Consider the following 21305-nt stretch of genomic DNA (forward strand, 5'->3'; position numbering starts at 1 on the left):
GTCCACGGACACGTACACCCATCCGCATCACCGTCATCGGCGACCCGCAGGGCGCGACGTCCACCGCCAGCGCGTTCGTGCCGAAGACCAACGACCTCGCCAGCTAGCTCGGGCCCGCCCGCGGCCGGGGCCGGTCCGCCGCCGCGTGACCGCACCCCCGCCAGCGCCTCCGCGAACCCGTCGTCGACCACGGCGATCAGTCTGGCGGGTAGAGCACCCCGCCGCCGTTGACGGTGACCGAGACCCGCATCCCGGCGTGGTACTCCGGACCCTCGTGTGCGGGCACGCGAAGCGGGATCAGCACCTGCGCCGAGCCCGCCGTCCGCAGCAGCAGTTCCGCGTGCGAGCCGCGCGGGCGGACGTCCTCGACGACGGCGTTGTGGGTGCCGTTGGCGGGGCTCAACCCGAGCTGGGCGGGCCGGATCAGCAGCCGCCCGCCGGGGCTGCCGTCGCTGCGGTCGTGACGGACGGGAACCCGGCCGAGCGCGCACTCGGCGCCGTCGGGGCCGGTGAACGACGCGGGCAGGACGATCGCCGCGCCGAGGAAGGCCGCGATCTCCGTGCTGACGGGGTTGTCGAACACCGCGGCCGGCGGGCCGGACTGCACCAGCCGGCCGCCGGCGATGACGGCGATCTGCCCGCCGAACGAGAGCGCCTCGTCGTGGTCGTGGGTGACGAGGACGGTGGTGACCCCGCTCGCCTCGAGTGCGTCGATGACCGCCTGGCGGGTCTGCTCGCGCAGGCCGGTGTCGAGGGCGCTGAACGGCTCGTCGAGGAGGATGACGGCCGGCCGCGGCGCGAGCGCGCGGGCCAGCGCGACCCGCTGCTGCTGGCCGCCGGAGAGCTGGTGCGGATAGCGGCCGGCCAGCGCCGGGTCGAGCGAGGCGAGCTCCATGACCTCCTGGACGCGGGCGGGGTCGCGCCGGCGGCGGGGCAGGCCGAACCGGAGGTTCTGCTCGACGGTGAGGTGCGGGAACAGCGCGCCGTCCTGGGCGACGTAGCCGATGCCGCGCCGATGGGCGGCGACGAACCGGCCCGGTGCGGTCAGCATGGAGTCGCCGAGCCGGATCTCGCCCTCGTCGGCGTGCTCGAACCCGGCGATCAGCCGCAGCAGCGTGCTCTTCCCGCTCCCCGACGCCCCGACGACGGCCATGCGCGTGCCCGCGGGCACCGTCAGCGACACGTCGCGCAGCACGGGGACCCGGCCGAACGACTTGGCGACACCGGACAACGCGAGCGTGGTCATCGGGCACCCCTCCTCCGTGACTGCGCGAACATCAGGGCGACCGCCGGCACGGACAGCAGGATCAGCAGGAGCGCGTACGGCGCCGCGGCCGGGTAGTCGATCGCCGACGCCTGCGACCAGAACTGGGTCGCGAGCGTGCGGGTGCCGGTCGGCGCGAGCAGCAGCGTCGCGGTCAGCTCGTTGGCGGCGCCGAGCCCGACCAGCGCGGCACCGGCCGCGATCGACGGCACCAGCAGCGGCAGCGTGACCCGCAGCCGCGCGACGATCGGCGGATACCCGAGCGAGCGGGCCATCTCCTCCAGCGCGACCGGCGCCTGGGCGATCCCGGACCGCAGCGGCACCACCGCCCGGGGCAGGAAGATCATGACATAGGCGAGCACGACGGTGAACGCCGTCTGGTACAGCCCCGGCAGGATCCGCAGCGTGACGGTCACCAGCGCGAGCGCGACGATGATCGCCGGCAGGCTCGCGGCGACGTACGACGTGCCCTCCAGCAGCCGGGCGAGCGGGCCGGGATGCCGCGCCGTCAGCCAGGCCAGTGGCAGCGCCACCAGCACCGCCGTCACCGCGCCGCCGCCGGCCAGCAGCACCGTCTGCGTGAGCGCCTGCGGCAGCTCGGGCTGCGACCACGCACCGCCCCAGCCGCCCCGGCCCAGCCAGCGCACCACGCTCGCGAGCGGGACGGCGACGGCGGCGACGCCCAGCGCCGTCAGGGCCAGCAGCACCAGCGGCGTCAGCACGCCCAGCCGCTGCGGCACCGCGGCCCGGGCCACGCCGGAGCCGACCCGTGCGTAGCGGGCCCGGCCACGCGCGCCCGCCTCCGCGACCAGCAACGTCAGGCACAGCGCCGACAGCACGACGCCCAGGGCGCCGGCGGCCGGGCCGGCGAACGTCGACTGGTACTGCACGACGATCGCCGTGGTGAACGTGTCGAACCGGATGAACGCGAACGCCCCGTACTCCGCCAGCAGGTGCAGCGCGACGATCAGCCCGCCGCCCAGGACCGCCAGCCGCAGCTGCGGCAGCACGACTCGGCCGAAGACCGCCCACGAGCCGAGCCCGAGCGAACGCGCCGACTCCTCCAGCGCGGGGTCCAGCCCGCGGATCGCCGCCATCGCCGGCAGGTACACCAGCGGGTAGTACGCCAGCACGGACACCAGCAGCCCGCCGCTGAGCCCGTGGATCGACGGGACCGCGCTGGCCCACCCGTAGCTGCTGACGAACGCCGGGATCGCCAGCGGCGCCACCAGCACCACGGCCCAGAACCGGCGCGCCGGCAGCGTCGTCCGCTCGACCAGCCATGCCCCGCCGACGCCCAGCAGCACGGTCAGCGGCACGCCCAGCACGACCAGCAGGACGGTGTTGACCAGCAGCTCGCCGACCCGCGGCCGGAAGATCAGCGGCTCGAGCGTGCCCCAGCCGACGTCGACGACCACCGACACCACATAACCGAGCGGCACCAGCAGGACGGCCGCCAGTACCGCGGCCACGACGACCAGCGCGACGGGCGGACGCGAGCCGCCGTCGGCGCCGGCGCCCGCGTCCCCGGGCCGGGATGTCTGGAGGGAGTCGGTGGCGGCCACGGCGTGCCCCTAGAGCAGCCCCGCGTCCGTCATCAGGTCGGTGACGTCGACGCTGTTGAGCCTCGACGGGTCGACGGCGGGCGCCTGCAGCGAGTCCAACGCCGGCAGCGCCGGGTTGGCCGGAACACCGCTGGCCACGGGGTACTCCATGCTGTAGCCGGTGCCGAGGATCTCCTGGCCGGTGGTGCCGGTGAGGAACGCCAGGAACTGCTGCGCCTGCTCCTGGTTCTCGCTCGAAGCGAGTACGCCGCCGCCGGAGACGCTGACGAACGCTCCCGGGTCCTGGTTGCCGAAGTAGTGCAGCTCGGTGTTGCCGCTGTTCTCCCGAGTGCCGTCCTGGTCGCGGAACCAGTAGTAGTGGTAGATGACGCCGCCGGGCACCTCGCCGGCGTTGACGGCCTTCATCGTCGCGATGTTGTTCTGGTAGACCGTGACGTTCTCCTCCATCGCGTCCAGCCACTGGCGGGTCGCGTCGGGGCCCTCGAGCTCGAGGATCGCCGACACGATCGCCTGGAAGTCGGCACCGCCGGGCGCCGCGCCCCAGCGGTCCTTCCACGCGGGGTCGGCGAGGTCCATGATCGACGCCGGCAGTTCGGCCTCGGGCAGCTCGTCGGGGTTGTAGACGAACACCGTGGAGCGGGCCGCGATGCCGGTCCACAGCCCGCTCGCCGGGCGGTACTGCTCCGGGACCTGGTCCAGCGTCGCCTGGTCGACCGGCGCCAGCAGGCCGGCGTTCTCGACCAGCGACATGGCGGGGGAGTTCTCGGTGAGGAAGACGTCGCCGCGCGACTCCTCGCCCTCCTGGACGAGCTGGTTGCCCAGTTCGGCGTCGTTGCCGTTGCGCAGGACGACCTCGATGCCGGTCTCCGCGGTGAACGCGTCGGCCCACTCCTCGGTGAGCTGCTCGTGCTGGGCGTTGTAGACGACGAGGGCGTCGTCGGAGGCGGCCGCGACGGGGTCCTCGTCGCCGTCGGCGGAGCAGGCGGTGAGGCCGAGAGCGACGGCGGTCAGGCCGGCGGCGAACGCGGCCGTGGAGCGGCGGCGGGTCATGGTGTCCTCGATGGGTGCGATCCGATGGGCGAGGCAAGAATAGCCTAGCCTTACCTACGCGAGTCGGCGCCGATCGGATGGCGACGAACGCGACGGATTCAGGCCAGCCAGCCGCCGGCCCGGGCGACCACGAGGGCGCCGAGCGCGACCACGATGAATCCGCGGCTGAGTCGCTGCCCGGCCGACAGCCGCGGCCAGGCCAGCACCAGCAGCCAGAACAGGAACAGCACCACCAGGCCGAGCAGCGCCGGGCCGATGGGCGACGGCGCGAGCAGCCCGCCGAGCAGTACGGCCGCCGTCACGACGCCGAGCAGCCACTTGGGCGCCGCGGTGAGCTTCACCAGGATGGGGTAGCTGACCGTCTCGATGCGGGCGCGCAGGCTCGACCTGGGCGGCGGGCCGGCCGGGGCCGGACGGCGGCTGCCCCCGGACCGCGGGGCGCGCGACCCGGCGCCCGGCGCGGCGGGCCGGCGGTTCGGGTTGCGGCGCGGCTGGCGGTTCTGGGGCACGGAGAGATCCTTCGGGACGGCCTGATCACCGAGCATCGTACGGTGGTTGGTCGACATACTGCTCCATGGCTCCGACAGAGTCGAGTCGCCCCCATGCCTCGAGAGGATCACGATGCTCGTCGTCACCCGGTACCGGGTCCCGCCCGCGGACGCCGTGTCGTTCCGCGACCGAGCCCGCCGGGCGCTCGAGGTGCTCGCCGCGAAGCCGGGCTGGCGCGGCGGCCACGTCGGCCGCGCCGCCGACGACCCCGGGCTGTGGGTGGTCAGCAGCGAGTGGGAGAACGTCGGCTCCTACCGGCGGGCCCTGTCGTCCTACGAGTCGAAGCTCGAGGCCGTCCCGCTGCTGTCGCTGGCCATCGACGAGCCGACGGCGTTCGAGATCGTCGCGACGGTCGGCAGCAGCGGCGCCAGCGTCCGGGCGTCCGACGCCGACCAGGTCGGTCTGGGCGACGCCGCCGCGCCTGTCGTCCCCACGGACTTCGATGCGGCCTCAGCTGAGAAGCGTCCTCCGGCCGGTTCCGACCGCGGCGCTGGCGAGCCCGCGTGAACGCCGTCCACGTCCACGGCACCGAACCCGCCCCGCCGGCCGGGCCGCACGTGCGCAACCTGGTGCTGGCGGTGCTGATCCCGCTGATCCTCGCGACCATCGCCGGGCTGATCGTGCTGTGGCCGTCCGGCGAGACGCCGAGCATCGAGGCCGGGGTGCGCACCGACGGCACCATCCTCGCCGTCGAGCCGTGCGAGGACGTCGTCGAGACGCCGCCGACCCCTGAGGGCGAGGACACCGCCGGCGAGTGCCTGCAGGCGCGGGTGCGCGTCGACGCCGGCCCGGACGAGGGCGTCGAGACCGTCGTCCCGCTGCCGTTCGGCATCGGCGCGCCGGAGTTCCACGGGGGCGACGAGGTCGTGCTCAGCGCGCTGCCGGACGCCCCGCTCGAGAGCCGCTACGAGGTGCTCGACTTCCAGCGCGACCTGCCGCTGCTCTGGCTGGCCGGGCTGTTCGCCGTTGCCGTCGTCGTGCTGTCCGGCTGGAAGGGGCTGGCCGCGCTCGGCGGGCTGGGCGTGTCGATGGTGGTCCTGCTGGTGTTCGTGCTGCCGGCGCTGCTGACAGGGGAGCCGCCGCTGCCGGTCGCCGTCGTCGGGGCGTCGCTGATCATGATCATCACGCTGTACCTCGCCCACGGGCTGTCGATCCGCACGTCGGTGGCGCTGATCGGCACGCTGGTCAGCCTGGCGCTGACGGGTCTGCTGGGGTCGCTGTTCACCTCGGTGGCGCACTTCACCGGGCTGTCCGGCGAAGCGGCGTCGTACCTCGGCACGGTCAACACCGAGATCGACCTGCGCGGGCTGCTGCTGGCGGGGCTCGTCATCGGCGCGCTGGGCGTGCTCGACGACGTCACCGTCACCCAGAGCGCGGCGGTGTGGGAGCTGGCCGCCGCCGACCCGTCGTCGTCGCGGCGCTCGCTCCTGGCCGCGGGACTGCGCATCGGCCGCGAGCACGTCGCCGCCACGGTGAACACGCTGGTCCTCGCCTACGTCGGCGCAGCACTGCCGCTGCTCATGCTGTTCAGCGTCGCCGGCCAGGGGGTGACGGACGTCATCACCACCGAGGCGGTGGCGCAGGAGATCGTGCGGGCGCTCGTCGGCGGGCTCGGCATCATCGCCGCGGTTCCGGTGACGACGGCGCTCGCCGTTCTTGCCGTCCGGGGACGACCGGCCCGCCCGGCCGGCCGACGGCGCAAGCCCGCGTCGTCTACCCTCGAAGCTTGACCCGAACGCCGAGACCCCGAATGGAGTGACCACCGTGCCTGCGCCCGTCGACGCCATCGTCTCCCTCGCCAAGCGCCGTGGTTTCGTCTTCCCGACGGGTGAGATCTACGGCGGTACGCGCTCGGCCTGGGACTACGGGCCGCTCGGCGTCGAGTTGAAAGAGAACGTGCGCCGGCAGTGGTGGCGCTCCGTGGTGCAGCAGCGCGACGACGTCGTCGGCCTCGACTCCGCGGTCATCCTGCCGCGCGAGGTCTGGGTCGCGTCGGGCCACGTCGACGAGTTCGTCGACCCCCTCGTCGAGTGCCAGGCCTGCCACCGTCGCCACCGCGCCGACCAGCTCGAAGAGGAGTTCGCCGAGCGCACGGGGCGCCCCGTCGTCGGCGGGCTGGCCGAGGTGCCGTGCCCCACCTGCGGCGCGAAGGACTCCTGGACCGAGCCGCGGATGTTCAACGGCCTGCTCACCACCCACCTCGGCCCGGTCGAGTCCGACGAGGGCCTGCACTACCTGCGGCCCGAGACCGCGCAGGGCATCTTCGCCAACGTCGTCAACGTCATGAACGCCTCGCGCAAGCGGCCGCCGTTCGGCATCGCCCAGGTCGGCAAGTCGTTCCGCAACGAGATCACTCCCGGCAACTTCATCTTCCGCACCCGCGAGTTCGAGCAGATGGAGATGGAGTTCTTCGTCGAGCCCGGCACCGACGAGCAGTGGCACGAGTACTGGCTGCAGGAGCGGTGGAACTGGTACCTGGGGCTCGGGTTGACCGAGGCCAACCTGCGCCTCTTCGAGCACCCCAAGGAGAAGCTCTCGCACTACTCGAAGCGGACCGTCGACATCGAGTATCGATTCGGCTTCGGGGCGTCGGAGTTCGCCGAGCTCGAGGGTGTGGCCAACCGCACCGACTTCGACCTCACCACCCACTCCCGGCACTCCGGCCAGGACCTCAGCTTCTTCGACCAGGAGAAGGGCGAGCGCTGGACGCCGTACGTCATCGAGCCCGCCGCCGGGCTCACCCGCTCGGTGCTCGCGTTCCTGCTCGACGCCTACGACGTCGACGAGGCGCCCAACGCCAAGGGCGGCGTCGACACCCGGCACGTCCTGCGCCTCGACCCGCGGCTGGCGCCGGTCAAGGTGGCCGTGCTGCCGCTGTCGCGCAACGCCGACCTCTCGCCCAAGGCCCGCGACCTCGCCACCCGCCTGCGGGCGCGGTGGAACGTCGAGTTCGACGACGCCGGCGCCATCGGCCGCCGCTACCGCCGCCAGGACGAGATCGGCACGCCGTTGTGCGTCACCGTCGACTTCGCGACGATCGAGGACGACGCGGTCACCGTCCGCGACCGCGACACCATGCACCAGGAGCGCATCGGGCTGGACCACGTCGAGGGCTACCTCGCCGAGCGGCTGCCGACCTGCTGACACCGTCGCCCATGGGGGACAATGGGTCCGCCATGACTTCCACGCTCACCGTCGCCCCCCTCCGGCTGGGATCCCTGCAGGTCGACCCGCCCGTCGTGCTCGCGCCGATGGCCGGCGTCACCAACGCCGCGTTCCGCCGGCTCTGCGCCGAGCAGGGCGCCGGGCTGTACGTGTGCGAGATGATCACCTCGCGCGGCGTCGTCGAGCGCGACGACAAGACCCTGAACATGCTGGTCTTCGCCGACGTCGAGGACGTCCGCTCGGTCCAGCTCTACGGCGTCGACCCCTACTACGTCGGCGAGGCGGTCACGATCCTGGCCGGCGAGTACGGCGTCGCCCACGTCGATCTCAACTTCGGCTGCCCGGTGCCCAAGGTCACCCGCAAGGGCGGCGGGGCGGCGCTGCCGTACAAGCGCGGACTGCTGGAGCGGATCCTGCGGTCGGCCGTGCGTGCCGCTGAGCCGTACGGCATTCCGGTGACCATGAAGACCCGCAAGGGCATCGACGACCATCTCCTGACCTACCTCGACGCCGGCCGCATCGCCGAGGACGCGGGCGCGGCCGCCATCGCGCTGCACGGCCGCACCGCCGCCCAGCACTACTCCGGCTCGGCCGACTGGGGCTCCATCGCGCGGCTCAAGGAGCACGTGTCGATCCCGGTGCTCGGCAACGGCGACATCTGGGAGGCCGCCGACGCCGTCCGCATGCTCGAGGCCACCGGCGCCGACGGCATGGTCATCGGCCGCGGGTGCCTTGGCCGGCCCTGGCTGTTCCGCGACCTGGCGGCGGTGCTGACGGGTGCGCCGGCGCCGCCGTTGCCGACACTGGGCGAGGTGGCCGCCATGATGCGCCGCCACGCCGAACTGCTCGCCGACCTCATGGGCGAGGACCGCGGCCTGCGCGACATGCGCAAGCACATGGCCTGGTACCTCAAGGGCTTCGTCGCCGGACAGCAGGTGCGGGCGTCGCTGGGCATGGTGTCGTCGCTCGCGGAGCTCGATCTGCTGCTGGGCGAGCTGGACCCGTCGCAGCCGTACCCCGTCGCCGAGCTCGGCACGCCGCGCGGCCGGCAGGGGAGCCCGCGCAAGGTCGCGCTGCCGGCGGGCTGGCTGGACGACACCCACGACGCGGGTGACCTCGCCGACGCTGAGATCGGCATCTCCGGAGGCTGACCGGGTTCCCCCTGCTGCTCATTCTGTTAGCCGCTCCGCGGCCTGAGAACGGACAGCTATCAGGGGACGCACCCGCTGGCGTCCACGTGGTGGGATTCTCCGGCGTCAGCTGGGCAGCCCACCACGGTTACCTGTGCCGCACCACTATTGCAGGCGTAGTGCGACACGAGATCTCGGGCTGAACGTGATCATCTCGGGGCCGGCGGACCGCAGGGATCGGCGAGGCGTGCCCAAGGCCTCCCTCTTGACACCGGACATTTGGTACGGAAATCTCTTCGTAACCGGTTACTGATACCGGTTACATTCGGCGGGGCGCCAGACGAAATCTGGGCTGAGGCCGGGCACACGGGGGGCACAGGGGAACTCGACGGAGAGGAACCGCTCATGGCTCAGCCCGGACCGCGCCGCCGACGCAGATCGGCCGTACTGGTCGCCATTCTCGCCCTGATCGCCGGGCTACTCGCTGCGGCCGGAGCGCAGACAGCGGCCGCTCATCCAGGGCACGGCGGCTACTCGATCCTCGTCTTCAGCAAGACGGCCGCGTTCCGGCACGACTCCATCCCGGCCGGCATCGCCGCGATCCAGCAGCTGGCCGCCGAGCACGAGTTCACCGTCACGGCCACCGAGGACGCCGCCGCGTTCACCGACGACAACCTGGCCCAGTACGACGCGGTCGTCTGGCTCTCCACGACCGGCGACGTGCTGAACGAGGAGCAGCAGGCGGCCTTCGAGCGCTACATCCAGGCCGGCGGCGGCTACGCCGGCGTGCACGCGGCGAGCGACACCGAGTACGACTGGCCGTGGTACGGCGAGCTGGTCGGCGCCTACTTCCAGGGCCATCCGCGCAACCAGGACGCCACGATCCACGTCGCCGACCGCACCCACCCGTCGACCCAGCACCTGCCGGCGGACTGGCAGCGCTTCGACGAGTGGTACTCGTTCCGCACCAACCCGCGCGGCGACGTGCACGTGCTGGCCAGCCTCGACGAGTCCACGTACGACCCCGAGGCCAACCCGATGGGCCTGGACCACCCGATCGCCTGGTGTCACGCCCATGACGGCGGCCGCGCCTGGTACACCGCGGGCGGGCACACCACGGAGAGCTACTCCGAGCCGCAGTTCCTGCAACACCTGCTCGGCGGCATCGAGACCGCGGCCGGCGCGACGGCGGCCGACTGCGGCGGGACCGTCTGGGACACCTTCGACAAGGTCCCGCTCGACACCGGCACGGCGAACCCGATGGAGCTCGACGTCGCGGCGGACGGGCGGGTGCTCTACATCGAACGGGCCGGCGAGGTCCGCATGATCGACCCCGAGAGCAGCCAGACCACCGTCGTCGGCACCCTCGACGTCTACACGCAGCGCGAGGACGGCCTGCTGGGAATCGCGCTCGACCCCGCCTTCACCGAGAACGGCTGGATCTACCTCTACTACTCGCCCGACGGGACGGAGGCCGAGCAGCGGCTCTCGCGGTTCACCCTCACCGGCACCACGCTGGACCTCGCCAGTGAGGTGCAGCTGCTCGAGGTCCCGGTCGACCGGGCGGTCTCGGGCCACGCCGGCGGCTCCCTGAGCTTCGACGCCGCGGGCCACCTGTACCTGGCCACCGGCGACGACACCAACCCGTTCGAGTCGCAGGGCTACGCGCCCATCGACGAGCGGCCGGGCCGGGCACCGTACGACGCCCAGCGCAGCTCGGCCAACACCAACGACCTGCGCGGCAAGGTGCTGCGCATCCACCCCGAGGCCGACGGCACCTACACCGTCCCCGACGGCAACCTGTTCGCGCCCGGCACCGCGCAGACCCGGCCCGAGATCTACGCCATGGGCTTTCGCAACCCGTTCCGCATCGAGGTCGACGGCGAGACGGGCGCGCTGCTCGTCGGCGACTACGGGCCGGACGCGCCGCAGGCGAACCCGGACCGCGGCACCGAGGGCCAGGTCGAGTGGAACCGCATCACCGCGGCCGGCAACTTCGGCTGGCCGTACTGCCACGGCGCCGGCCCGTTCCGCGACTGGGACTTCGCCACCAACACCGCCGGCCCGGCGTTCGACTGCGCGAACCCCGTCAACGACTCGCCCAACAACACCGGCCTGACCGAGCTGCCGCCGGTCACCGCACCCGACATCTACTACGGCCGCTCCGAGTCCGGCACCAACGCGCCCGAGATGGGCACCGGCGGCGGCGCCATGGCGGGCCCGGTCTACCGCTACGACGACACGCTCGACTCCGACGTCAAGTGGCCGCAGTACTACGACGGCGCCGCGCTGTTCTACGAGTGGACGAACACCGAGGACGGTTACGTGCGGCCGTTCGACAACGACGTGTGGGAGATCCGGCCCAACGGCGACGACGCCGTCCACGACATCAACCCGCTGCTCACCAGCATGCAGTTCCTGCGCCCCATGGACATGACGTTCGGGCCCGACGGCGCGCTGTACGTCATCGAGTGGGGGACGGGGTTCGGCGGCAACAACGCCGACTCCGGCATCTACCGCATCGAGTACGCCGGCAGCGGCACCCGGCCGGTCGCGCAGGCCGCCGCCGACCCGACCTCCGGCGCGCTGCCGCTGGAGGTGCGGTTCAGCAGCGAGGGATCCGGCCACCCCAGCGGCCTGCCCGTCACCTACCACTGGGCGTTCGGCGACGGCGCGGAGTCGACCGACCCGAACCCCACCCACACCTACACCGTCGCCGGCCAGTACTCCGCCCGGCTCACGGTGACGGCCGAGGACGGCGCCACCCGCTCGCAGACCGTCCAGATCACCGCCGGCAACACCGCGCCCGAGGTGACGCTCGACCCACCGGCCGACGGCGGCTTCTTCGACTTCGGCGACGACATCGCCTACGGCATCGACGTCACAGACGCCGAGGACGGCTCGACCGGGGCCGGCACGATCAGCTGCGACGGCGTCGAGCTGCAGGTGCTGTTCGGGCACGCCGGTCACGCGCATCCGGTCGAGGTGCTGCCCGGCTGCGAGGGCACCGTCGCCACCAGCACCGACGCCGGGCACCCGGCCGGCGAGGACCTGTTCTGGGTGCTCGAGGCGCGCTACACCGACCAGGGCGGCGACGGCGTCGGCGCGCTCACCGGGCGGGACCTGCACGTCCTGCAGCCCAAGCTCAAGGAGGCCGAGCACTTCCAGACGATGAGCGGCATCCAGCTCGAGGCCACCAGCGACCCGCGCGGCGGCCGGCAGAACATCGGCTTCATCGACGACGGGGACTACATCTCCTACGACCCGATGAACCTCGCCGGGATCGACGCCATCACCTACCGGCTGGCCTCGGGTGGCAGCGGCGGGCGCATCGAGATCCGCAGTGGTGCGCCGGACGGCCCGCTCGTCGGCGACAGCGGGTTCATCCCGCCGACCGGCGGCTGGCAGTCGTGGACCGACGTCACCGTCCCGGTCGAGGACCCCGGCGGCACCCACGAGCTGTTCTTCGTGTTCCGCCACGAGCCCGGGTCGACCGGCCTGTTCAACCTCAACTACCTGAAGTTCCGCGGCAAGGGCGTGTCGGCCGACGCGCGGCCCGAGATCTGGTCGGTCGAGGCCGACCCTGCGTCCGGCGAGCTGCCCTACGAGGTCACGCTGAGCGCCGAGGCCACCGACCCCGAGGGCCAGGACCTCACCTACACCTGGGACTTCGGCGACGGCACCACGGCCACGGGTGCGGAGGTGACGCACACGTACGAGCTGTCCGGCGTGTACCGGCCGACGGTCACCGTGACCGACGCCGCGGGTTCCGAGGCACACGACTCCGTCCGCGTCGAGGCGGTGCCGGAGGCGTCGCCGCCGATCGAGTGCGCCGACCCGGGCAGCGACCCTGCGCCCGACGACGAGTTCGACGGCGACCGGCTCGACGGCTGTCGCTGGGACCAGGTGGTCCGGCCCGACCTCAACCGCTTCCGGGTCGAGGGCGGCCAGCTGAAGATCGACACCACGCCGACCAACCTGTTCGACCAGCACAACAATGCGCCGAACCTCATGCTGCAGTCGCTGCCCGAGGGGGACTGGGTGGTCGAGACGAGGGTGTCCGGCGAGGTCTGCGAACGCTGGCAGCAGGGCGGCCTGCTGGTCTACGAGAGCGACCAGACGTTCCTCAAGCTCGACTACGTCGGCACGTCGCCGGTCGGGGAGCCGTGCGCGCGCAAGATCGAGATGCGACACGAGATCGACGACATCTTCCAGCCCGCCTTCCCCGAGGTCACGCTGCCCGCCGACGTCACCACCTGGTGGCTGCGGCTGGAGAAGTCGGGCACCACCTACACGGGCTGGTACAGCGCCGACGGCGTGAACTTCGAGCAGGTGGGCGTCATCGAGAACGACCGGCTGGCCACGGCCGACGTCGGGCTCTACGCGTTCGGCCAGGAGCAGACGCAGGCGACCACCGTCGCGTTCGACTGGTTCCACGTGCTCGAGTCCGGTCCGCCGGACGCCTGCCCGGACTCCGACGAGAGCCCGACGGTCGTCATCCGCGACGTCGACTCCGGCGTCACCAACCACGAGCGCGAGGACGGCTGCACCGTCGAGGACCTCATCGAGGACGAGGAGGAGTGGCCGAGCCAGGGCCGGTTCCTCATGCACGTGCGCAGCGTGACCCAGCACCTCGTGCACGACGGCGTGCTGACGCGCATCGAGCGCAACGAGATCATCGCCGCCGCCGGTCGCAGCTGAATCCCGTCTACCCGGAGAGGATTGTCGATGCAGATTCGATCGAGAGCGAAGGCACTGGGCTCGGGAGCCGTCGCGACGGTGCTGGTGGCCGGCCTGGCGCTGCCCACCCAGGCCGCGGCCCCGGCGCCGGCGGCGACCGGCGCCGCGGCCCGGCCCGGCGGCGGCCTGTCCGCCGACGACCGCGCCACCCTGCAGCGCTACGCCGAGGACACGTGGGCGTCGTTCGTCGCGATGACGGACGAGGCCAGCGGGATGCCCGCGGACAAGCTGAAGCACGACGGCACCACGAGCGTGCAGACGTCGACCACCAACATCGGCGCCTACATGTGGAGCGCCGTCGTCGCCGAGGAGCTCGGCATCATCGAGCGGGCCGAGCTGGTCGACCGGCTCTCCGTCACCCTCGACACCCTGGAGGGACTGGAGCGGCACGAGGAGAGCGGCCAGTTCTACAACTGGTACGACCACCACACCGGCGAGGTCATCACCACCTGGCCCGACGACGGCAGCACAGTCGTCCCGCACCTGTCGTCGGTCGACAACGGCTGGCTGGCCACCGGCCTGAAGGTGGTCGCCGAGGCCGTACCGGAGCTGGCCGAGCCGGCCGGCGTGCTCTACGACAGCATGGACTTCGGGTTCTACTACCGGCCCGAGGTGAACCGGATCCTGTTCCACTACGCGCCCAGCACCGGCGCCGCACCGTGCTGCTACGACACGCTGGTCAGCGAGAGCCGCATCGCCACCTACATCGGCATCGCGAAGGGCGAGCTGCCGCGCAAGACCTACTTCGGCACCTGGCGCAGCTTCCCGAACACCTGCGACTGGAGCTGGACCGAGCAGCAGTCGGCCGGCGAGCACCGCACCTACCTGCGCCAGGACGTCTGGGAGGGCTCCTACCAGTACCGCGGCATCGAGGTCGTCCCCGGCTGGGGCGGCAGCATGTTCGAAGCGCTCATGCCTTCGCTGTTCGTGCCCGAGGAGTCGTGGGGCCGGCGCAGCTGGGCGGTCAACCACCCGAACACCGTCCAGGCACACATCGAGCACGGGCTCGAGGAGGCGCAGTACGGCTACTGGGGCTTCTCACCGTCGAACAACACCAACGGCGGCTACGGCGTCTACGGCGTCGACGCGATCGGCATGGACCCGAACGGCTACCCGTCGAACAACGACGCCACCCTGGTGGACTACGGCTGGGAAGACTGCGACAAGCCGGCCCAGCCGCTGCCCGCGCCCGAGGACTACACCAACGGTGTCGTCACGCCGCACGCGTCGTTCCTGGCGCTTCGCTACGCCCCCGAGGAGGCGATGGAGAACCTCGCCAACCTGGAGAGCGATTTCGACATCTACTCCCAGTGGGGCTTCCGCGACGCCGTCAACGTCGACACCGGCACCGTCGACGAGTGGTTCCTCTCCCTCGACCAGGGCATGGTCATGGGCGCGATCGGCAACGCCCTGGCCGACGACGTGCTCCGCGATGCGTTCGTGACGCCGCGGTTCCAGTCCCGCGTGAAGCCGGTCATCGCCATGGAGGAGTTCACCAACTACCGCTGACGGCTGGCTCTCGATGCCGGCGGATTGTCCGCGACCTGGGCAGACCGTCGGCATCGGGACGGGGGCGGCTCTACCCTCGAAGCATGCAGACCGGGCTCCTCGACTGGGTGTCGACCACCGCCGTGGACCTGCAGCCCGTTCTGCGGACGGTCGCCGTCACCGTCGCCATCGTGTTCGTCATCTACAAGGCCGTGCAGTCGAAGTTCTCGCTGGGCACCATCGTCGTGTCCGCGCTCGCGGCCGGTATCTTCGTCTGGCTGGTGTTCAACGTCGAGCAGCTCACCGACACCATCGGCGAGGACCTGCCCGGGGGGACGTCCGCCCCCGGCTGACCTTCCGGCGATCCGTGGTCACTGGTCGGGAGAGGTCCGTACCAGAACCTGTGCCGTGCGTCACGCCCCGCCCACCATGGATCCGGGGTCGGACGCGGGAATCGGTGCACGAGACGCCGCCGCGGTAGCACACTCCGGGATTGGTCCGGATGTGGTCCAGGCGAGCGCTCCGCCCGCGTCGTTAGGCTCCCGCGAAACCCGCTCGTTGGATGCCGTACGCGACACGGAGGGCCGGCCTGTGCAGTACGTTTTCGACTTCACCGAGGGCAGCAAGGACCAGCGCGACCTACTCGGCGGCAAGGGCGCCAACCTCGCCGAGATGACCTCTCTGGGGCTTCCCGTCCCGCCGGGGTTCACCATCAGCACCGAGGCGTGCCGCACGTATCTCGCCACCGGGCGCGAGCCCGACGGCCTCGCCGCCGAGGTCGACTGGCACCTGGCCGGCCTCGAGTCGGGCATGGGCAAGCGGCTCGGCGACGCCACCGACCCGTTGCTGGTGTCGGTGCGCTCCGGGGCCAGGTTCTCGATGCCCGGCATGATGGACACCGTCCTCAACGTCGGTCTCACCGACACCTCCGTCGAGGGACTGGCCGCGGTCGCCGGCGACGAGCGGTTCGCGTGGGACTCCTACCGCCGGCTCATCCAGATGTTCGGCAAGACGGTGCTGGGCGTCGACGGCGAGCACTTCGACAAGGCGCTCGAGGCCCGCAAGAAGGACACTGGCGCGGAGTCCGACGTCGACCTCGGCGCCGACGACCTGCGCGAGCTCGTCGCCGAGTTCAAGGAGATCGTCCGTCGCGAGAGCGACACCGACTTCCCGCAGGACCCGCGCGAGCAGCTCGACCGCGCCGTCCGCGCCGTCTTCGAGTCGTGGAACACCGAGCGGGCCCGCATCTACCGCCGCCAGGAGCGCATCCCCGACGACCTCGGCACCGCCGTGAACGTCGTCGCCATGGTGTTCGGCAACCTCGGACCCGACTCCGGCACGGGCGTGGCGTTCACCCGCGATCCCGCCACCGGCGAGCAGGGCGTCTACGGCGACTACCTGCCGAACGCGCAGGGCGAGGACGTCGTCGCCGGCATTCGCAACACGCTGTCGCTGGCCGACCTGGAGCGCTTGGACAAGGCGTCGTACGACCAGCTGCTCGGCATCATGGAGACGCTGGAGAAGCACTACCGCGACCTCTGCGACATCGAGTTCACCATCGAGCGCGGGAAGCTGTGGATGCTGCAGACCCGGGTCGGCAAGCGGACGGCGGCCGCGGCGTTCCGCATCGCCGGCCAGCTGGTCGACGAGGGCCTCATCGACGCCGACGAGGCGCTGACGCGGGTCACCGGGGCGCAGCTCGCGCAGCTGATGTTCCCGCAGTTCGACCCCGCCGCCGACCGTACGGCGATCGCGCGCGGCATGGCCGCCAGTCCGGGCGCGGCCGTCGGCAGGGTGGCGTTCGACTCCGCCACCGCCGTCGAGTGGGCGCAGCAGGGCGACGACGTCATCCTCGTCCGGCGCGAGACCAACCCCGACGACCTGCGCGGCATGGTCGCCTCGCGCGGCGTGCTCACCTCGCGCGGCGGCAAGACGTCGCACGCCGCCGTCGTCGCCCGTGGCATGGGCCGCACCTGCGTCGTCGGCGTCGAGGCGCTGCGGGTCGACCCACGGGCGCGCGAGTTCACCACGCCCGACGGCGCCCGGGTCGCCGAGGGCGACGTCATCTCGATCGACGGCGGCACCGGCGAGGTGTTCCTGGGCTCGGTCCCGGTGGTGCCCTCGGCCGTCGTCGACGCGCTGTACGGGGGAGCGGCGGCTCCGTCGGCGTCCTCCGCCGACGAGGACGGTGCCCGGCAGGAGGTCGTCGCCGCCGTCCTGCGGCTCATGCGCCACGCCGACGACCGCCGCCGCCTGGAGGTGCGGGCCAACGCCGACACCGGCGAGGACGCCCGCCGCGCCCGCGACCTCGGCGCCGCCGGCATCGGGCTGTGCCGGACCGAGCACATGTTCCTGGGCGCGCGGCGCAAGATCGTCGAGCACGTGATCCTGGCCCGCACGCCGGAGCAGCGCGACGCCGGGCTGGACGAGCTGCGGCCGCTGCAGCGCGCCGACTTCACCGAGATCCTCGAGGCGATGGACGGCCACCCGGTGACGATCCGACTGCTCGACCCGCCGCTGCACGAATTCCTCCCCGACATCACCGAGCTGTCCGTGCGGGTCGCGGTGGCCGACGCGACGGGGTCGCCCGACGCCGAGGCCGCGGCGCTGCTCGCGCAGGTGCAGCGGCTGCACGAGCAGAACCCGATGCTCGGCATGCGCGGGGTCCGGCTCGGTCTGGTCGTGCCGGGGCTGTTCCAGCTGCAGGTGCGTGCCATCGCCGAGGCGGCCGCGTCGCTGCTGGCCCGCGGGCTCGATCCGCGCCCGCAGATCATGGTGCCGCTGGTGGCCGCCGTCCAGGAGCTCGAGGCGATCCGCGACATGGCCGAGGCGACGGTGGCCGAGGTCGCGGCCGAGACCGGCACGGACCTGCGCTTCCCCGTCGGCACGATGATCGAGCTGCCGCGGGCGTGCATGACGGCGCACGAGATCGCCGAGGCGGCCGAGTTCTTCTCCTTCGGCACCAACGACCTCACCCAGACCACGTGGGGCTTCTCCCGCGACGACGTCGAGGCCACCTTCTTCCCGGCCTACCTCGAGCGCGGCATCTTCGGCGTCAGCCCGTTCGAGTCGCTCGACGCCGACGGTGTCGGCCGGCTGGTTTCGATCGCCGCCTGGGAGGGTAAGGAGACTCGGCCGGACCTCGAGCTCGGCGTCTGCGGCGAGCACGGCGGCGATCCTGACTCGATCCACTTCTTCGAGTCGATCAAGCTCGACTACGTGTCCTGCTCGCCCTTCCGGGTGCCCGTGGCGCGCCTCGAAGCCGGCAGGGCGGCCCTGGTCACGGAGGGTAGCGACAGCCGCTGAGATCGACGGGCGGGGCGTATTGCGACGAAGCGGGCAGTTCCGATAACCTCCTGCCCGATTGTGTCGAATTAGAGCGTTTTAATACTTGAGGGGCACCATGCGCCGTCTTGCCTACCTTGCTGCCGTTTTGCCTGCCATCACCGTTGGTGCCGCATTGCTCGGCACCCTGCCCGCCGCCGCCGACCACAACGAGCCCGACCAGGTCCTCGACGGCAACGTCCAGTCGTGCAAGGACATCGTTCCCGGCGCGTACTGGGAAGAGACCGACCCGGACGCCACCGACGACGATGTCATCACTCACCCGTGGTTCACGGTCACCCTGTCCGAGGACCTGCTATGGCTCGACGTCGAACTGACCGACGTCGGTGAGGCCGTCAACGCCCAGTTGGCGGTCCTCGTCAAGGGCGGGAACCAGACCAACCTGTTCCTCGGCCCGGATCTCACCCACCTCTTCGCGCCGGTGAACGCCTCCGGCAAGCCGGCTGAGATCAGCAACTACACCATCTGCAAGATCAAGCCGACGACGCCGACGGAGCCGCCGACGGAGGAGCCGACCGAGCCTCCCACGGAGGAGCCCACGGAGCCGCCGACCGAGGAGCCCACCGAGACTCCGTCGGAGTCCCCGAGCGAGACCCCGTCGGAGACCCCCAGCGAGTCGCCGTCGGAGACCCCCAGTGAGTCGCCCTCGGAGACCCCGTCCGAGTCGCCGAGCGAGACCCCGACCCCGTCGGAGACCCCGGACGAGCCGGAGCTGCCGGACACCGGTAGCTCGCCGACAGTGCTGATCGGCGCGGCGCTGGTGCTGCTGGCGGCCGGTGCCCTCGCGCTGCGGAACCGCTTCGTCAAGGCCTGACGCTCACCGTCACGTCCGGGCGCACGACCCCCGTGGGTCGTGCGCCCGGCGTGTCTCACCCGAACGCGTTGCCAGCCATGCCCCGGCTCCGATATGTTCCTCCTGCCTCCGCAGCGGCTTGTGTCATGTTCTGAACACTTGTATCGAGGGGCATATCGTGCGTCGCATCACCTTCATCGCCGCTGCCTGCGCAGCGATCGCCGTGGGAGCCGCCGTTCCGGCAGCCGCCGGCGACGAAGTCGAGCACCCGAACGACCACACCCACAACTACTACGGTGGCAACGCTCAGGACTGCGAAGACCCGAGCTTCCTCGCCAACGCCGCGCTCGCCGGACTTCCCGCCCCGGGTGAGACGCTGTTCGATTCCGAGCCCGAGGGCGAGGAGTTCCCTGAAGGCGTGCTCGAGGGCACTGTCTATGGTGACGACGACCAATTCCTCGACGTCGAGCAACTCGACGACTCCTACGTCATCACGTCCATCGTCGTGAAGGGCGGTAACGCCTACACGATCTACGTCGTCGAGGGCACCGAATCGCCGTGGACGGAGCTGCACTCGCCGCCGCTCGACAACGGCAACTTCCCCGGCATCAGCCACTGGTTCGTGTGTGGCTACCAGGACGAGGAGCCCACCGAGACCCCGACCCCGACGCCGTCGGAGACGCCCAGCGAGACGCCGTCGGAGACCCCGTCGGAGACGCCCAGCGAGTCGCCGAGCGAGTCGCCCAGCATGTCGCCGACCGACAGCCCGTCGCCGTCGCCCAGCGAGGGTGACGACGACGGCGGCGAGCTGCCCGACACCGGCGGCGCGCCGACAGTGCTCATCGGCGCGGCGATGGTGCTCCTGGCCACCGGCGCGGTGGCGCTGCGGCACCGCTTCGTGAAGCCGTAACACCTGCGTTAGACCGCTGATCAGGCGCTCGGTCCTTCGGGGCCGGGCGCCTGATCGCGTCAGTCGTCGAGCAGCTCGCGGGTCACGTCGTCGGCGATGGCGAGGCAGGCCGTCGCCGCGGGCGACGGGGCGTTGCGGATGCACAGGATGTTGCCGCGCCGGCTCGACCGGAAGTCGTCGACCAGGGTGCCGTCGGCCTCCATGGCCTGCGCGCGGATGCCGGCCGGGGCCGGCACGAGGTCGGCGACGGTGAGCTCGGGCAGGTACTCGCGGGCGGCCGCGGCGAACCGGCGCCGGCTCATCGAGCCGTACAGCTCCTGGACGGCGGTGCGCCGGTTGGCCCAGGCGAACCTGCGGAACCCGCTCCACCGGGCCAGCCGGATCAGCTCCGCGGGGTCGAGGTCGCGCTTGCGGTAGCCCTCGCGGGCCAGCGCCAGGACGGCGTTGGGCCCCACCATGACCTCGCCGTCGACCCGCTTCGTGAGGTGCACGCCGAGGAACGGGTAGCGCGGGTCCGGCACCGGGTAGACGAGGCCGTTGACGAGGTGCCGGCGCTCGGGGCGCAGCAGCGCGAACTCGCCGCGGAACGGCACGATGCGCGGGTACTGGTCGTCGCCGGCGAGGCGCGCCAGCCGATCGGACTGCAGGCCGGCGCACACGACGACGCGGTCGAAGGCGAGCGTCTCGCCGGACGCGCCGGTGACCCGGACCTCGTCGTTCGACTGGTGGAAGCCGGTCACCTCGAAGCCGGTGCGGACCGTCCCGCCGGCGTCGACGGCGTCGGCCAGCAGCGCCGCGGCGATGGCGGCGAAGTCGACGATCGCGGTGGTGGGCGAGTGCAGGCCGGCGACGCCGCGCACGTGCGGCTCGAGCTCGGCCAGCTCGTCGGGGCCGAGCGTGCGCACGCCGGGGACGTCGTTGGCGATGGCGCGTTTGTGCAGGTCGTCGAGGCGGCTGCGCTGCGTCTCGTCGAGGGCGACGATGACCTTGCCGCACTCGTCGTAGGTCAGGCCCTTCTCGTCGCAGTAGGCGCGCAGCAGGCCGACGCCGCGGCGCGAGAACCGGGCCTTCGCCGAGCCGGGCGTGTAGTAGATGCCGGCGTGGACGACCCCGCTGTTGCGCCGGGTCTGGTGCAGCGCCGGCTCGGGCTCCTTCTCGAGCACGGTGACGCTGGCGCCGTCGGCCGAGCGGGCCAGGGCGCGCGCGATGGCAGAGCCGACGATGCCGCCGCCGACGACCGCGAAACTGGACGGTTCACTCATGCGCCGCGCCTCCCCCTGGACCGACCCTGGCGCCAGGGTACTGA

The 21305-nt window shown here is 71.9% G+C and carries 15 protein-coding genes; 10 read left to right on the forward strand and 5 right to left on the reverse strand.

Annotated elements, in window-relative coordinates; translation table 11 throughout:
* Nucleotides 1-196: 196 nt before the first annotated feature.
* The 4 genes from E1212_RS05680 to E1212_RS05695 form a co-directional block, all read right to left on the reverse strand.
* Nucleotides 197-1246, reverse strand: a complete 1050-nt coding sequence (locus E1212_RS05680) for an ABC transporter ATP-binding protein (protein WP_131980217.1) — start codon at nucleotides 1244-1246, stop codon at nucleotides 197-199.
* Complete coding sequence (locus E1212_RS05685; protein ID WP_131980219.1) at nucleotides 1243-2829, reverse strand: ABC transporter permease; 1587 nt, start codon at nucleotides 2827-2829, stop codon at nucleotides 1243-1245. The genes E1212_RS05680 and E1212_RS05685 overlap by 4 nt, the downstream gene beginning before the upstream one ends.
* Nucleotides 2830-2838: 9 nt before the next feature.
* Nucleotides 2839-3879 (reverse strand): iron ABC transporter substrate-binding protein, encoded by a 1041-nt coding sequence (locus E1212_RS05690; protein WP_131980221.1) that lies wholly within the window; start codon nucleotides 3877-3879, stop codon nucleotides 2839-2841.
* A 98-nt stretch (nucleotides 3880-3977) separates the two neighbouring features.
* The gene (locus tag E1212_RS05695) at nucleotides 3978-4388 is read right to left on the reverse strand and encodes a DUF6703 family protein (protein WP_131980223.1); all 411 of its coding nucleotides are present in this window, start codon (nucleotides 4386-4388) and stop codon (nucleotides 3978-3980) included.
* Nucleotides 4389-4500: 112 nt separating this feature from the next.
* Between E1212_RS05695 and E1212_RS05700 the strand changes: the two genes are divergently transcribed.
* The 10 genes from E1212_RS05700 (at nucleotide 4501) to E1212_RS05745 (ending at nucleotide 19999) form a co-directional block, all read left to right on the forward strand.
* Entirely contained in the window at nucleotides 4501-4935 is a 435-nt protein-coding gene (locus E1212_RS05700; protein ID WP_131980225.1) for an antibiotic biosynthesis monooxygenase family protein, read from the forward strand.
* On the forward strand, nucleotides 4932-6158 hold the full coding sequence (locus E1212_RS05705; RefSeq protein ID WP_131980227.1) for a YibE/F family protein: 1227 nt from the start codon (nucleotides 4932-4934) through the stop codon (nucleotides 6156-6158). Before E1212_RS05700 ends, E1212_RS05705 begins: the two co-directional genes overlap by 4 nt.
* A gap of 34 nt (nucleotides 6159-6192) precedes the next feature.
* On the forward strand, nucleotides 6193-7572 hold the full coding sequence (locus E1212_RS05710; RefSeq protein WP_131980229.1) for a glycine--tRNA ligase: 1380 nt from the start codon (nucleotides 6193-6195) through the stop codon (nucleotides 7570-7572).
* Between the two features lie 32 nt (nucleotides 7573-7604).
* Entirely contained in the window at nucleotides 7605-8744 is a 1140-nt protein-coding gene (dusB, locus tag E1212_RS05715) for a tRNA dihydrouridine synthase DusB (protein ID WP_131980231.1), read from the forward strand.
* Nucleotides 8745-9128: 384 nt separating this feature from the next.
* Nucleotides 9129-13424, forward strand: coding sequence for a ThuA domain-containing protein (locus E1212_RS05720; protein ID WP_131980233.1), 4296 nt, complete (start codon nucleotides 9129-9131; stop codon nucleotides 13422-13424).
* Between the two features lie 27 nt (nucleotides 13425-13451).
* Complete coding sequence (locus tag E1212_RS05725) at nucleotides 13452-14972, forward strand: glucoamylase family protein (RefSeq protein WP_131980235.1); 1521 nt, start codon at nucleotides 13452-13454, stop codon at nucleotides 14970-14972.
* Nucleotides 14973-15055: 83 nt separating this feature from the next.
* Nucleotides 15056-15304, forward strand: coding sequence for a hypothetical protein (locus E1212_RS05730; RefSeq protein ID WP_131980237.1), 249 nt, complete (start codon nucleotides 15056-15058; stop codon nucleotides 15302-15304).
* Nucleotides 15305-15542: 238 nt separating this feature from the next.
* Nucleotides 15543-18257, forward strand: a complete 2715-nt coding sequence (ppdK, locus tag E1212_RS05735; protein WP_238992256.1) for a pyruvate, phosphate dikinase — start codon at nucleotides 15543-15545, stop codon at nucleotides 18255-18257.
* 154 nt (nucleotides 18258-18411) lie between these two features.
* Nucleotides 18412-19110 (forward strand): LPXTG cell wall anchor domain-containing protein, encoded by a 699-nt coding sequence (locus tag E1212_RS05740; protein ID WP_203416454.1) that lies wholly within the window; start codon nucleotides 18412-18414, stop codon nucleotides 19108-19110.
* A gap of 157 nt (nucleotides 19111-19267) precedes the next feature.
* Nucleotides 19268-19999, forward strand: coding sequence for a hypothetical protein (locus E1212_RS05745; RefSeq protein ID WP_131980241.1), 732 nt, complete (start codon nucleotides 19268-19270; stop codon nucleotides 19997-19999).
* Nucleotides 20000-20058: 59 nt separating this feature from the next.
* On the opposite strand, the gene lhgO is transcribed toward E1212_RS05745, so the two are convergent.
* Entirely contained in the window at nucleotides 20059-21261 is a 1203-nt protein-coding gene (lhgO, locus tag E1212_RS05750; protein WP_131980243.1) for an L-2-hydroxyglutarate oxidase, read from the reverse strand.
* Nucleotides 21262-21305 lie beyond the last annotated feature (44 nt).

The sequence above is a fragment of the Jiangella ureilytica genome (genome assembly GCF_004348545.1).
Lineage (GTDB): Bacteria > Actinomycetota > Actinomycetes > Jiangellales > Jiangellaceae > Jiangella > Jiangella ureilytica.

Excerpts from the sequence above, each read along its gene's own strand:
- lhgO (WP_131980243.1), bottom strand. The coding sequence starts at position 21,261 with ATGAGTGAACCGTCCAGTTTCGCGGTCGTCGGCGGCGGCATCGTCGGC.
- E1212_RS05690 (WP_131980221.1), bottom strand. The coding sequence starts at position 3,879 with ATGACCCGCCGCCGCTCCACGGCCGCGTTCGCCGCCGGCCTGACCGCC.
- E1212_RS05680 (WP_131980217.1), bottom strand. The coding sequence starts at position 1,246 with ATGACCACGCTCGCGTTGTCCGGTGTCGCCAAGTCGTTCGGCCGGGTC.
- dusB (WP_131980231.1), top strand. The coding sequence starts at position 7,605 with ATGACTTCCACGCTCACCGTCGCCCCCCTCCGGCTGGGATCCCTGCAG.
- E1212_RS05730 (WP_131980237.1), top strand. The coding sequence starts at position 15,056 with ATGCAGACCGGGCTCCTCGACTGGGTGTCGACCACCGCCGTGGACCTG.
- E1212_RS05700 (WP_131980225.1), top strand. The coding sequence starts at position 4,501 with ATGCTCGTCGTCACCCGGTACCGGGTCCCGCCCGCGGACGCCGTGTCG.
- E1212_RS05725 (WP_131980235.1), top strand. The coding sequence starts at position 13,452 with ATGCAGATTCGATCGAGAGCGAAGGCACTGGGCTCGGGAGCCGTCGCG.
- E1212_RS05720 (WP_131980233.1), top strand. The coding sequence starts at position 9,129 with ATGGCTCAGCCCGGACCGCGCCGCCGACGCAGATCGGCCGTACTGGTC.